Genomic DNA, 13,655 nt, shown 5'->3' with positions numbered 1-13,655 from the left:
TCGGAGTATGTAATGCCGGATTCTGTCGTTGCTTTTCTCACTCACTTTGGTGAGATCCAGCTTTTTATCGTTGCGACAGTTTGCATCTACTGGGTTATCTGTCCCAGATTGGGCACACGCCTATGGTTCGCCCTCTGCATCTCAAGCTCGGTTCAACAAACGCTCAAAATGGCCTTTGTACAACCACGCCCCTATTGGCTAGATCCGGATCTCTTGGCGATTGAGAAGAGCACCTCTTACGGCATGCCTTCCGGGCACGCGCAAACACCACCACTTTTCTATGGTATTCTCGCCAAATCTTCGAGGCGGCGTTGGGCTTATTTTCTAGCAGCAGCTATCGTTATCCTGACAGGCTGGACAAGGATCGTTGGTAATGTTCACAGTCTGGAACAGGTGCTCACAGGCTGGACCATAGGTGTTTTGCTTCTCATTTCCATATTTTTGCTGGAAAAACCGGCAATCCGCTGGTGGCAAAGAAGTACCTTTATTGTCCGTATCTTTGGTTCTTTCGCCTTTTGCGCTGTCTTGATGGTGTTTGGATTATGGGCTGCTTCTCATGCTGACCAGCAGATCGTTCCAGCGAGTTGGGTTGAAAACGCAGGCCATCCGCTTCACCCCGTCAAAGCTGACAACATCATCATTGTTCCCGGCCTTCTGTTCGGATGGCTTCTGGGACTTGCCCTTTTGGATGGAAAACATCCGCTGAAACCAGAAAACAAGCTCAAACTTGCTTTGCGTCCCTTGCTCGGCCTGCCCCCCATAGCCCTGCTATTGGAAACAGCGCCGGGAAAAGAAATAGAGCTTATTTTGATTGTCACCTTCATCGTTGGTGTGCTCGCCGGATTATGGTCCAGTTATGGAGCACCATTTCTTTTCAAGATATTAAAGATCTAAGCATCGCATCCCTTGCAGGAGAGAGGCTTTTCAGGCAAAGTCCGCCCAAGATAGATCATAGAGATCCGATAAGGTTGCAGAGTAGATATGACAACACCTAATTCTTATATGAACGGCCCTGACGAGCGCGGGCATTTTGGTATTTTTGGCGGCCGCTATGTCGCTGAAACGTTGATGCCTCTTATTCTCGAAGTCGAAAAAGCCTATGATGCAGCCAAGGCTGATCCTTCGTTTCAAAAAGATTATGACTATTACGCCAAACATTATGTTGGCCGTCCAAGTCCCCTTTATTTTGCAGAACGCCTGACCAATGAACTCGGCGGTGCAAAGATTTACTTCAAACGCGACGAGTTGAACCACACCGGCTCTCACAAAGCGAACAATGTTCTTGGGCAAATTCTTCTGGCCAAGCGTATGGGCAAAAAGCGCATTATCGCAGAAACCGGCGCCGGACAGCACGGTGTTGCAACGGCAACATTCTGTGCCCTTTTCAATCTGCCCTGTGTTGTTTACATGGGCGCGACTGATATCGCACGACAGGCTCCAAACGTCTTTCGCATGAAATTACTGGGTGCCGAGGTTATCGGCGTTGAAAGCGGTACAGGCACCTTGAAAGACGCCATGAATGATGCGCTTCGTGATTGGGTGACCAATGTTGAAGAAACATTCTATATTATTGGTACTGCCGCTGGCCCTCACCCCTATCCGGTAATGGTCCGTGACTTCCAGTCAATTATTGGCCGTGAGGCAAAAGAACAGATGCGCGAAGCCGAAGGTCGTTTACCTGATCAACTCGTCGCTTGCATTGGTGGTGGCTCTAACGCGATTGGCCTGTTCCATCCGTTTTTGGATGATAAAGAAGTGGCTATCACGGGCGTTGAAGCCGCTGGCTTGGGCGTTAAAACCAATAAACATGCCGCATCTCTGACGGGTGGAAAGCCCGGTGTTCTTCATGGTAACAGAACCTTCCTGTTACAGGATGAGGATGGCCAGATACAAGATGCTCATTCTATTTCTGCAGGTCTCGACTATCCCGGTATTGGACCAGAGCACTCATGGCTTCACGATATTGGTCGTGTGAATTACGCCTCCGCATCCGATAGCGAAGCACTGGAAGCCTTCCAGATGCTGTCAAAAGTCGAAGGGATTATCCCGGCACTGGAACCTGCGCACGCACTGGCACATGTAACCAAGATCGCACCGGATATGGACAAAGACAAAATCATCCTCATGAACCTCTGTGGTCGAGGTGACAAAGATATCTTTACAGTTGCCGAAGCTCTCGGCGTAGAGATCTAGGGGGAAGATATCATGAGCCAAACCAGACTTGAAAAGCGTTTTGCAGACCTGAAAGAAGAAGGCAGAGGCGGCCTTGTTACTTTTGTAACCGCAGGCGACCCAGATTTCGAAACCAGTCTTGAGGTTGTTAAGGGCCTTCCAGAAGCCGGTGCAGATATCATCGAACTTGGCATGCCCTTTTCCGACCCGATGGCTGACGGCCCTGCCATTCAGGCATCCAGCTTACGGGCTTTGCGCAACGGCATGACACTTCGCAAAACCCTTGATCTTGTGCGCGCTTTTAGAAACGACAATCAGGATACGCCAATTATCCTGATGGGGTATTACAACCCAATCTATATCTATGGCGTAGATAAATTTTTGGTCGATGCAAAAGAAGCAGGCGTCGACGGTTTTATCATTGTTGACTTGCCACCAGAGCACGATGAAGAATTCTGTATTCCGACTTTAGAGCAGGGTTTACATTTCATACGTCTGACAACACCAACCACAGTTGGCGGCAGATTACCGAAAGTACTTAACAACACGAGTGGTTTTGTATATTACGTATCCATCCTTGGCATTACAGGTACTGCCGCCGCGTCTGACAGTGCGATCCACGACGCAGTAGCCCGCCTGAAAGCCGAAACAGATTTACCTGTTGCCGTTGGCTTTGGTATTCGGACACCCGAACAAGCAGCTAATGTCGCAACAGTTGCGGATGCTGCTGTGGTTGGCTCCGCAATTATTGATACATTGAAAGAGAACTTGGATGATGACAACCAGGCGAAACCTGGCCTCATCCAAGCAGTACTGGAATACGTACGTACACTTGCAGATGGTGTACGTGGGTCCCGTACTTAATTGAAACAAGTAAGGCAGAAAGCATGAACTGGATTTCCAACTACGTCCGCCCGAAGATCCGTGCGCTGGTACAGAAAGATACACCAGATGATCTATGGGTAAAATCACCTGCCACAGGCCAGATGATTTTCAAAAAGGAATTGGAAAAGAACCTTTGGGTCTGTCCCTATAGCGGACATCACATGCGGATCTCTGCGAGAAAACGCCTTGAGACTCTTTTTGACGACGGCGAGTATACTCTCGTTGAGTTGCCAAAGACCATTACAGATCCCCTTAAATTCAAGGATCTGAAAAAATATACTGACCGCATCAAAGATGCCAACGCCAAGAATGAAGACAAAGAAGCCATTCTTGTTGCCCGTGGCACCATGGGTGGCATGCAAACAGTTGTCGCAGTCTTTAACTTCTCGTACATGGGTGGTTCTATGGGAACTGCCGTTGGCGAAGGATTGCTGACAGCAGCGAAACTTGCCGTTCTCCAAGAAGCACCACTGCTGGTTATTCCAGCTTCTGGTGGGGCCCGGATGCAAGAAGGCATTCTATCCCTAATGCAAATGCCACGTTCAATCATCGCGGTCGACATGGTCAAGGATGCCGGACTTCCCTATGTTGTTCTTTTGACCGATCCAACCACAGGCGGTGTTTCAGCGTCTTTCGCAATGCTTGGCGATATCGCAATTGCCGAACCCCAAGCCAATATTGGTTTTGCTGGAAAACGCGTGATTGAGGAAACCATCCGGGAAAAACTACCGGAAGGCTTCCAGACTGCCGAGTATCTTCTGGAACACGGCATGGTCGATATGGTTGTTCATCGCCATGATTTACGAGATACGCTTATTCGCGTTTTCAATCTTTTGACTCAAAAAGGTCCTTCAGCTGAAATTTTACCACTCAAAAACGCTGAAGAAGCTAAAGAAGAAACCACAGAACAGAACGGCCCGGCTGAATAAGCCGGGTTTGCCCCTGTCCTCCTTGTTTTAAACATCAAGGTGAGCTTCAGGGGATAAAGCCAGAAACTTCATCAGGTAGAGATATGACCATGCGCCGGAGTGATATCGTCTTAGAGCGCCTTAGCCTCTTGCATCCCAAAATTATTGACCTGTCCCTCAGTCGCGTAGAGCGTTTGCTAGGATTGCTTGATCACCCGGAAGAGAAGCTGCCTCCGGTCATCCATGTTGCCGGTACCAATGGCAAAGGATCTTTCCTTGCCTATCTCAGGGCGATTTTGGAAGCACATGGCAAGGATGTTCATCTCTACACCTCGCCCCATCTGGTAAAGTTTCACGAGCGCATCAGACTGGCCGGGGAATTGATTTCCGAAGATGAGCTGGTCGCTCTTCTTGAAGAATGTGAAAAAGGCAACGGTCCTGATTCCATAACCTTCTTCGAAGTCACAACAGTTGCTGCATTTCTCGCCTATAGCCGCCATAAGGCAGATGCTCTTTTGCTCGAAACAGGTTTGGGAGGACGTCTGGATGCCACCAATATGGTCGCACAGCCTGCCTTGACAGCCATCACCCCTATTTCCGTAGACCATACCCAGTTCCTGGGGGAAACCATTGAAGAAATTGCCGCAGAAAAAGCCGGTATCCTCAAACCCGGTGTCCCTTGCGTTGTTGGCAAGCAACCCAAAGCGGCCCTCGATGTCATAAAGGCGCGTGCAGCAGAGATTGGTGCTGAACTCTATATTAAAGGCGAAGATTGGACTTTGACATCTGACGTCAATGGCTTCCTCTTTAGAGGGCGAAACGGGGAAACACATTATCCAAACCCCAACCTTCTGGGCGAACATCAGGTTGAAAATGCCGCTTTGGCCGTCGCTGCCACTGATATTCTGGCAAGTTCTTTTGACCTTAAAACAGACAATATCAAAGTAGGTTTGACCAAGGCTTATTGGCCCGGCCGCATGCAACAATTGACGACAGGCCTATTGCCCAATCTCCTGCCCGATGGCTCTGAACTTTGGCTCGACGGCGGTCACAACGAATCTGCCGGACTTGCGTTGGCAACAATTCTCAAAACATGGCAGGACAAACCGGTGCATATAATCTATGGAATGCTCAATACAAAAGCTGCCACAGATTATCTACGCCCGCTCGCGCCGCTTGGTTCAAGCCTAAGAGCAATTGAAATACCTTTTGAAGCGGCTTCACTCAGCGCTGAAGATGCTGCCGCTCATGCCGTTGAGGCCGGTTTTGATGCCAAAGCTTGCGCCTCGGCACAACAAGCCGTTGAAGAGATTCTTGCCCAGGAGGAACCCGGCCGCATTCTGATTTGTGGCTCGCTCTATCTCGCAGGGCATATCCTCGCGGAAAGCCAGTAACCGGATACCCAACAATAATATACTTTGTTGCCATTATCGCGACTCTTTGTCCAACACGAAGTCTAGCTTTTTTGGTTAAAAGCCTCTATCCTGAATCAACTTAGAAAGAGGACGAAACCATGCCGATCATCCGTGTGGAAATGTTCCAAGGTCGTTCACTTGAGCAAAAACGAGCTCTGGTCAAAACGCTGACTGAAGAAACGGCCCGAATCACAGGCTGCAATACCGAAGCGGTGTATGTCGTCATCGACGACGTTCATAAAGAAAACTGGGGTGCCGGAGGTATTCTCTGCACCGATAAAGTGCACCATTAACGTTACCCGGCTTGCGCCTTGCTGGAACCAGATAACCGAATCAACACACCTATTTGTGTGCCTGTTTGCGTTTCAGTAATTCAATATGAAAAAAGCCCCGCAAATGCAGGGCTTTTATCTTGAGATTTTTATCTTAAGACAGGGCGTTAAAAACGCTGTTCCATCTTATGCAAGAGAAGATGTAATCCACTCTTTTAGCTGGCCTTTGGCAATCGCACCCACTTTCTGGGCGACAACTTCACCACCTTTGAAGATAAGCAGTGTCGGAATGCCACGAACACCATACTGCTGTGGAGTCATTGAATTTTCGTCAATGTTAAGCTTGGCAATAGTAAGGGAACCGCCCATTTCTGCCGCGATTTCATCCAGTGCCGGCGCGATCATTTTACAAGGACCACACCATTCAGCCCAGAAATCCACAAGAACAGGGACATCCGCTTTAAGAACGTCGGCTTCAAAAGAATCGTCGCTGATTGCGATCGTTGACATATTATACCTCTTGCCATTTGTTTATGTGCAATGGAACTAACATACTTTAGTCCTTCCCATCACATCGTCAGCATGAATGTAGGGATGCAGGTCCCCTGACGTCAAGGTTCATATTGTACAAGAATGTTATCCGGCAAATGCATTAGCCGTGCTTCATCAGTCCACAACAAATGCGCTTCTATTTGATAATTCGGGTAAATTTGCCTCAAAACCGTACGATATGCCGCCATTTGGCGCAGGTAAGAACGATGAACTTTTTCGACTTTTTTGGGTGGTGGTCGATTGGTTTTGTAGTCAATAATTTTTACTTTATCGTCCGTTATAATCAAACGGTCCACCTGCCCTGAAATAACTTCGACATCACCATCGCGATGAACCAGCCCGACAACAGGAACTTCTGCACGACTCCCTTGACCGAAAATATCCTGATACTCCGGGTGATTGAGAACAGATAATGTTTCGTCCAATAACATATCAACTTGATCAGAATCTAATTCGTGTAATGGCGATTCCAGGAATCGACGCCCTGATGGCTCCCATTTTTCTTTTGGTAGATCCGGCAAGGTCTGCAAAAGCCGGTGGATAATCCGCCCACGTTTAAATCGCGCACCATCATCCTGCCCAAGAGGTGATCTAACAGGTGGCTCATCATCCTTTGCCCGGGATGGGGCGAGGGGACGAGGAGGAACAGGCTCTTGATCCGGGTCCACAAAAGCCCAGATTGGCAATCCCTCATCCAAACGATCTGCAACTGCTTCTTCTTTTGTGGCTCGGATATGAACTTCCTGCTCATTCTCCTGAACGCGCCCCATTGCTCCCCAAGGTCCTGTCGGATCTTCGGGAAAAGAAAACTCGACTTCTTTGCCGTGTTCGTCGAGAGCCGCTTGAGCTAAGGCATACCAGCTATCATCAGACGGTTCGCGTGCGCCTGTCCAACCAGAGATAATCAAACGGTCTTCCGCACGGGTTAAAGCTACGTATAAAAGGCGTCGATATTCCCGTAAACCATCCTTGCGAAGCTGATCACGCGCAGAAGAAATGATTTCTGTATTCATGGCTGTGCGCGGTGACCACACAGGAAGATTGCCCTGTTCTTTTAACCAGACAACGCCGCGATCTACCTGTGGTATCTGTGTTGTGTCCGGTAAAATAACCACAGGTGCCTGAAGACCTTTTGATCCGTGTACCGTCATAATACGAACGGCACCACCACCCTGTTCAAGGTCACGCTTGATTTCCTGATCTCCGATTTCCAACCAATGCAGGAACCCTTCGAGTGATGGTGTTTCTTCCCGCTCATAAGCAAGGGCAAGAGAGACAAATTCTTCTATAGGATCACGTGCATCAGGTCCCAACCTGGACAGGAGCATTTTCCGTCCACCCAAAGGACCAAGAATGTGAGAGAAAAGCTCAAAAGGCGGTGTATAGTCTGCACGGGCCAGCAAGCCATTCAAGAAACCTGCTGCACGAGCAAAGGTGTTATTGGATTTGGCTTTATCCCGTAATCTTGACCACAGGCTTCCTTTGCGATTATACGCCAATTCAAAAAGCTGATCTTCATCCAGTCCGAGTAACGGTCCCTTCAAAACTGTCGCTAGCATCAAATCATCTTCGGGCAGCAACAAAAACCGCCCCAACGCAACAAGATCCATCACCGCCATCTGATCGGTAAGGACCATTCGGTCTACCCCGGAAACGGGTACAGACAACGTTTTAAGTTCGCGCACCAGTTCTTCCACAAAGGCATTCCGGCGGCGAACCAAAACAAGAATATCACCAGGGTCAATACGCCGGCCTTGAGACGGTAACTGACAGACCGGGTCATCAATCCCTGCTTCAGCCATGGTCCAGTAGTGAATACGCCGCGCCAACACACTGGCTAGACGTGCCCGGGATTCCATTTCCGCTTCTTGTGCTAATGGCAAGGTCCAAGGTGTGTCTTCAGTACCGCCCTCACTCACCATCAAGGGCCAGAGTTCAACGCGCCCAGCTTGTCCCAATCTGACGGGTTGATGCTTTAAGAGATCTTCATGAAAAGAAACACCATCCGCTGCCGAGGGATAAGAAAAAACCTGATCAACAGTTGAAAGTACTGATGGTGTCGAGCGAAAGGACACATCCAGACTGATGCGTTGCCATTTTTGACGGGCGATCTCTACCCGTTTTTCAAAATGCTCACGCATTTGCTCAAACTTGGCCGGGTCAGCCCGCTGGAATGAATAGATGGATTGCTTTACATCCCCAACGGCAAAGATCGTTCGGATGTCTTCTCTCGCGCCCTCTCCATCAAAAAACTCGTTGCAAAGCGCAGCAACAACTTCCCACTGTTCCGGATTGGTATCCTGCGCCTCGTCAATCAGGACATGATCAATCCCTCCATCAAGCTTGAAAAGCACCCAGGCAACTGCCCGTTCTCCCTTTAGAAGATCCCTCGTTTTTAGAATGAGATCATCGTAATCAAGAAAAGCACGGGTTTCTTTATAGCGCTCATAGCGTGATAAAATCGCAATGCCCAAATCGAGTAACGACGACGTTGCTTTTGCGACACCAATTGCGTTGAGCTTTTCGTTCAGGCGAATTAAACGCTCTGCTTCGGAAATCAATATATCCGGTAACTGTGGCAAAGCAGATAAAGCACCCTTTGTTGCCAGACGACTTCTTATTTCACCAGCTTGCGTGAAAAAAATCCCCCGGTAATCACTATATTTTTCACACCTGTTTTCAGGCTGGCTCTCCAACCAACTTTTAAGCAAATAACCACGTTCCTGATCTGACTTTGCCCCCTGCAATAAAGCATCAGCAGCATGAGAAAGCTGGATAGCGTTAAAAGCCCCATCTTCACAAGCTGCCTCCAAAAGTTCTGTCGCACTACTATTTGCATCAACACCAAGAGTTTCGTAAATGACCTCCTTAAGCCCTTGCTGATCACTATACAGCCCCAGAAGATCTGAAATCCGTCCACGTTCACGGATAATTTCCTGTACAAGCGCCCCAAATGACTGTTCCTGCGTATAGGCCGTAATACATTCCAATGCGTCAGTAACAGCTTGCTCACTCAATTCTCCGCGCCCTGAGAGAACATCTTCACGGGATCTGAACAGAAGCTCTTCTGCAGAACGATCATCAAGGATTTGAAAGTTCGGCGCTACCCCGGCTTCCAAGGGAAACCGTCCCAATAAAGATTGACAAAAGGCGTGAATCGTCTGAATTTTCATCCCGCCCGGCGTATCCAGAACACGCGCAAACAATCTTCGTGCCGTTTGCAATTCTTCCTGAGAAGCTTTTCGACCAAACAACTTTTCAAGCTCTTGTATTAGATCTTCTTCAGGAATTGTGGACCAACCAGCCAGCTTGTCAGACAGACGGTTCGCCATTTCTGCCGCAGCCGCTTTGGTGAAAGTCAGTGCCAGAATTTTCCCCGGCTCTGATCCACTTAACAGCAAATTAAGAATGCGATCGGTCAGAACTTTTGTCTTACCTGCTCCCGCAGAGGCCCCCACCCAAACAGATGCAGTCGGGTCCGCAGCTTGTCTTTGCTCCTTGGTTGCTTTCTCGAGGATATCATCAATACGCAGGGTCATAGGTCACCCTCGCCACCTGTTGACCATTCTTTAATACGTGCCAAATGCTCAAAATCATTATAAACAAGAGCTTGATTAGGTCTGGGGCGCGCTGCGTAGGGTGTTTCCTGATAATCAAATTCAGCAATCAGATCCTGTAATCCTTCGAGAGCAATTTTTGCAATTTGCCCGGCACCTTCTTTTGCTCCACGCTGCCCCAGTGCATTTTTGTTTTCCCCCGCAGGTTCGCCGCCAGTTAATCGCCAATAAAGGAGCTCTTTCACCTCATCAGGTAAAATTCCAAAACCACCCTCAATAGCGATAGCCGCTTCCAACGGTAATTGCGGTGAAACCCCCTGCAGCACATTCTTGGCGCTTGGGACCGTACCCGTTTTATAATCAAGTATCGCCAAGCCACCTGTTGCCAGTTCATCAATGCGATCCGCCTTGGCTGTCAGAATAAAATCCCCCGCAGGTGCATTGAGAACAAGTTTTCCAGTTACTTCTACATGGGACTTGGAAACCATTTTCCGGCGCAGGACTTCCTCTTCCACAAACCACTTGGCAATACGTTGAAACCGGGGCCACCAGAAAGACCAGATACCCGGACGGTCTTTAACCGCAGTAAAAACGCCTTCACCTATGATCAAAAGCTGACGCTCGGCATCTTCAGGCAAAGCATCTGGATATTCTTTCAGGAATTTTTCTAGCGCTTCATGAATCAAACTTCCCTTGTCTGCCCCTGATGGATCTGCATCCAGCGGATCAAGCTTGCGGAGCTTTAATATCTTTTGGGCATAAAGTGCGTAAGGATCTCGCATCCACGTTTCAATGCGAGTCACAGACAGATTTCGAGGACGTGCAGAAACTGGTGGGGTCGGTGCTGGTGCTTTTATCTGTATCCGTTTTTCAGGAAGATCCAGTGCCTCTACCCAACTTAACCATTTCCTTGCATCCTGCTGTAGAAATCCCCGTAACCCCTTACCTTCCAATAAAGCTTCAATACGTAGTAACCACCGTGAAGGAACTGTTGGTGCTCCCTCTACCTTTTCTGATCGAGTCAAGAATACTTCTGGCGCACAAAAGGCCTGAACAAAATCCTGTGCAGACAATCCCACCTGCTGTTCTGGTTGAGGAAGGCCAAAATCCCGTCTCATCGGACGACTCATCCAAGGACCGGGCTTCGCTTCTGCTGGCCAACTACCTTCGTTCAATCCGCCCAGGATAACAACATCGGCATGTTGTAACCGCGCTTCGATAGCGCCAAGAATACTTAACCTCGGATGAGCCCCGAAGGGTGCACGTACCGCACGTCCAACCATCAAAGCCGCCAGTAATTCTGGGTAACGACGCGGTGACACATCAGGAGCATCACCCGCTGCTTCTCGTAGATCAGCAACAAACTCAGCAGTTGCAGTGCCATCATCTCCAGCCCAAAGTCTCTCAGCTCCACTCTGATCATCCGTGGAAGCCAGAAATTCGGCGAACTCGATATGTGAATCCAGTAAAGCCCGAAAAGAATGTGTGCCGCCGCGAATATGATCATCAAAAACCTGTCCTGCAGCGATAAGACGCTCTAGCAGATCTCGGGCTTCATGACCCTCTTCAATATCATCCCCAAGAGCTGCCATTAGCCCTTCGAGCCCAGATGCAGGTCGAACTCCACGCAACACTGTGATTTCAAGCTGTCGAATAATTCGTTTAAAAACACCAACCTGCATACCCGTAGCACAAAGAGGATGCTTCATTGTCGACAGGAAAGAAATTGGCGAAAGTCCCGACACCATCATTTCGGCTGTTAGCCGCAAAAAAACTGCCGGGGCAGCTTCGGGCAAAGGAGAACCCGCAGAATCATCTATCGTAATCGACCAACGCTCCATCTCTGCCGCCACACGACGGGCGAGATCTCGATCTGGCGTGATCAAGGCAGCTGTTTTTTCTGGCGTTTCCAGAACCGATCTTAGAATAAGGGAAATCGCCAGAGCCTCTTCACCGGGCCCCGGACAGTCCAGGCGAGATACTTTTTCTAATGCCTTCTGAAATAGCGTAATGTCTGACCGCTCTATATATCCTTGCCATTGTGTTGTTGCCTGTGCCGGGCGCATTGCCATATGCACAAAATCGACCCGTGTTCCCGGTGCTCTGTTTGTAAACTCATCCCCCCTTAAATCAATTTCACCTGATTCAGTTTCACCTGATTCAACTTCATCAGCACCACAAGGCCAGAGTTGTAAATCAGACCTTGAGATATCCAAACGCTTCAGCAAACGAGCCAATCCATTTTGGGGGTGCGAGCTATCTTTCAAAAACTCGCGCCAGGTGTCATCGTTTGCCGTCAGATCAACACCCGGCAAAATCACCACGCCTTGCGGACATTTGGAAATAATGCCAATCAAATCTGCTGCGGCCGGAATAGAGCCTGTCGAACCAGCAACGATAAGAGGATGATCCGGGGGACATTGCCGCCAAAATTCCGCCTGCCCTTCCAAAAGACGTCGTCGCCTTTCTGCCGGGCCAATACCGCCGGTTGCCTCTTCGACTGTTGGCCATATTTTTGTTAAAATTTCCAGAAATTCTAACGTAATCTGCCAATGTACGGCATAATCTTCCGGCACAAGATCTGATAGTTCGGTAAAGCTCAGTCCTTCAGTTTGCACTTGATCCAGAAAGCGGCCGAGTTCCCCGGCTAGACGAACCGCTTGATCTTCGGGAATAATATCTCCGCCGTTGGCTTTGGTCTGTGACGTGGACCATTTCAATACCAACTGACTTAGTAACAATTGACGCCTTAACGGTGAAAGCACAGGCGGAAGGTCAAAATCCTGTTCTTGCCCAATGGCCACGTCAGATGCTGACATCAGCAGTTCATCAGGATCCAAATCACCCAGTGGCAACATTCTGGGTAACATCATCGCTTTACCATCAGATGCCCGCAAGAAAGCTTGTTGCAGGCTTCGGCATGCACGCCTTGTTGGCAGCAGGATCATCACCTTGGAAAATTCCAGAGGGTTATCGCCCCAACGTTTTAAAATTCCCTTGGCGAGGGTATCAACAAATGAGGCATTCGACGGAATAGAATAAAGATCTGTTACGCCTTCTCCCTGCTCAAAAGGTTCTGTCTCGAAAGGAAGTTCAAAAGTCATTATTTTGATGCCGCTGGCAACATACTTTGTAAAAGACCTTCTACTTCACGAAGTCCTTCGGGCGTACCGACATGAAACCATTCTCCATCATGCTCTAATCCGTACAATCGATCGGATGCTAAAGCTTTGTCGAAAATCTCGTTTAGAGAAAAAGCACCTTCAGGAGCATCACTGAAAAGATTCGGATGCAGAATTTGAATTCCCGCGTAAACATAAGGCGCAGATGTTGCTTCTCCTCGACGGCTCAGCTTTTGATCATTCTGTAGAAAAAAATCACCAGCCCCTTCATATCCATAAGCCTTTGATTTCGGATGAACCAGAAGCAAAATATCCATCGTATTAGAATTCCAAGTATTCATAAGGCGCTTGATAGCGGCTTCAGTGCCATCAAGCCAACAAACATCACCGTTCACGACGACAAAGGGGTCATGCCCCAAAAGCGATAGCGCCTGGGTCACTCCACCGCCAGTCTCAAGAATCTCATGCTCTTCTGAAAACACAACCATTGGATCATCATATGATTCAACAAAGCTTTGAATCTGATCTTTCAGATAAAAGCCATTCACAACTATTTTGTGAATGCCTGCAGCTCTAAGTTTAGCAATGATACTTTCCAACATTGGGGCCCCCAGAACCTTTACTAAAGGTTTGGGAATTGTCTCTGTTATTGGCCTCATCCGCTTGCCAAAACCCGCTGCCAACACCATCCCTGTTTTTATTGCCGCAGTTTTTGTCGCCATTTGAATTACTATATCCTGCCTATCAATCGGATCCATCCGTTGATCTAATT

The 13,655-nt window shown here is 48.6% G+C and carries 10 protein-coding genes; 6 read left to right on the top strand and 4 right to left on the bottom strand.

Translation table 11 applies throughout. The features are described 5' to 3' along the window. Positions 1 to 12 precede the first annotated feature (12 nt). The 6 genes from D9A03_RS17445 (at position 13) to D9A03_RS17420 (ending at position 5,673) form a co-directional block, all read left to right on the top strand. On the top strand, positions 13 to 894 hold the full coding sequence (locus tag D9A03_RS17445; protein WP_120498467.1) for a phosphatase PAP2 family protein: 882 nt from the start codon (positions 13 to 15) through the stop codon (positions 892 to 894). 87 nt (positions 895 to 981) lie between these two features. Next, positions 982 to 2,193, top strand: a complete 1,212-nt coding sequence (gene trpB / locus D9A03_RS17440; protein ID WP_120498466.1) for a tryptophan synthase subunit beta — start codon at positions 982 to 984, stop codon at positions 2,191 to 2,193. Between the two features lie 12 nt (positions 2,194 to 2,205). Further along, positions 2,206 to 3,036, top strand: a complete 831-nt coding sequence (trpA, locus tag D9A03_RS17435; protein ID WP_120498465.1) for a tryptophan synthase subunit alpha — start codon at positions 2,206 to 2,208, stop codon at positions 3,034 to 3,036. Between the two features lie 23 nt (positions 3,037 to 3,059). Next, positions 3,060 to 3,986, top strand: a complete 927-nt coding sequence (gene accD / locus D9A03_RS17430; RefSeq protein WP_120498464.1) for an acetyl-CoA carboxylase, carboxyltransferase subunit beta — start codon at positions 3,060 to 3,062, stop codon at positions 3,984 to 3,986. A gap of 89 nt (positions 3,987 to 4,075) precedes the next feature. Then, positions 4,076 to 5,359, top strand: a complete 1,284-nt coding sequence (locus tag D9A03_RS17425) for a folylpolyglutamate synthase/dihydrofolate synthase family protein (protein ID WP_120498463.1) — start codon at positions 4,076 to 4,078, stop codon at positions 5,357 to 5,359. Between the two features lie 119 nt (positions 5,360 to 5,478). After that, positions 5,479 to 5,673 (top strand): 2-hydroxymuconate tautomerase, encoded by a 195-nt coding sequence (locus tag D9A03_RS17420; protein WP_047762706.1) that lies wholly within the window; start codon positions 5,479 to 5,481, stop codon positions 5,671 to 5,673. A gap of 165 nt (positions 5,674 to 5,838) precedes the next feature. Here D9A03_RS17420 and trxA read toward each other — a convergent pair whose 3' ends face one another. From trxA to D9A03_RS17400, 4 genes are all read right to left on the bottom strand, one after another. Then, complete coding sequence (gene trxA, locus D9A03_RS17415; RefSeq protein WP_120498462.1) at positions 5,839 to 6,162, bottom strand: thioredoxin TrxA; 324 nt, start codon at positions 6,160 to 6,162, stop codon at positions 5,839 to 5,841. 101 nt (positions 6,163 to 6,263) lie between these two features. After that, positions 6,264 to 9,743, bottom strand: a complete 3,480-nt coding sequence (gene addA / locus D9A03_RS17410; RefSeq protein ID WP_120498461.1) for a double-strand break repair helicase AddA — start codon at positions 9,741 to 9,743, stop codon at positions 6,264 to 6,266. After that, positions 9,740 to 12,865 (bottom strand): double-strand break repair protein AddB, encoded by a 3,126-nt coding sequence (gene addB / locus D9A03_RS17405; RefSeq protein WP_120498460.1) that lies wholly within the window; start codon positions 12,863 to 12,865, stop codon positions 9,740 to 9,742. Before addB ends, addA begins: the two co-directional genes overlap by 4 nt. Next, positions 12,865 to 13,605 (bottom strand): nucleotidyltransferase family protein, encoded by a 741-nt coding sequence (locus tag D9A03_RS17400; protein WP_120498459.1) that lies wholly within the window; start codon positions 13,603 to 13,605, stop codon positions 12,865 to 12,867. The genes addB and D9A03_RS17400 overlap by 1 nt, the downstream gene beginning before the upstream one ends. Positions 13,606 to 13,655: the final 50 nt, after the last annotated feature.

This window comes from Kiloniella sp. EL199 (assembly GCF_900313065.1).
GTDB lineage: Bacteria > Pseudomonadota > Alphaproteobacteria > Kiloniellales > Kiloniellaceae > Kiloniella.
The sequence above is the reverse complement of the archived record's forward strand: the minus strand, read 5'-3'. Positions and strand labels throughout refer to the sequence as shown.

Excerpts from the sequence above, each read along its gene's own strand:
- D9A03_RS17445 (WP_120498467.1), top strand. The coding sequence starts at position 13 with ATGCCGGATTCTGTCGTTGCTTTTCTCACTCACTTTGGTGAGATCCAG.
- trpB (WP_120498466.1), top strand. The coding sequence starts at position 982 with ATGACAACACCTAATTCTTATATGAACGGCCCTGACGAGCGCGGGCAT.
- trpA (WP_120498465.1), top strand. The coding sequence starts at position 2,206 with ATGAGCCAAACCAGACTTGAAAAGCGTTTTGCAGACCTGAAAGAAGAA.
- accD (WP_120498464.1), top strand. The coding sequence starts at position 3,060 with ATGAACTGGATTTCCAACTACGTCCGCCCGAAGATCCGTGCGCTGGTA.
- D9A03_RS17425 (WP_120498463.1), top strand. The coding sequence starts at position 4,076 with ATGCGCCGGAGTGATATCGTCTTAGAGCGCCTTAGCCTCTTGCATCCC.
- D9A03_RS17420 (WP_047762706.1), top strand. The coding sequence starts at position 5,479 with ATGCCGATCATCCGTGTGGAAATGTTCCAAGGTCGTTCACTTGAGCAA.
- trxA (WP_120498462.1), bottom strand. The coding sequence starts at position 6,162 with ATGTCAACGATCGCAATCAGCGACGATTCTTTTGAAGCCGACGTTCTT.
- addA (WP_120498461.1), bottom strand. The coding sequence starts at position 9,743 with ATGACCCTGCGTATTGATGATATCCTCGAGAAAGCAACCAAGGAGCAA.
- addB (WP_120498460.1), bottom strand. The coding sequence starts at position 12,865 with ATGACTTTTGAACTTCCTTTCGAGACAGAACCTTTTGAGCAGGGAGAA.
- D9A03_RS17400 (WP_120498459.1), bottom strand. The coding sequence starts at position 13,605 with ATGGCGACAAAAACTGCGGCAATAAAAACAGGGATGGTGTTGGCAGCG.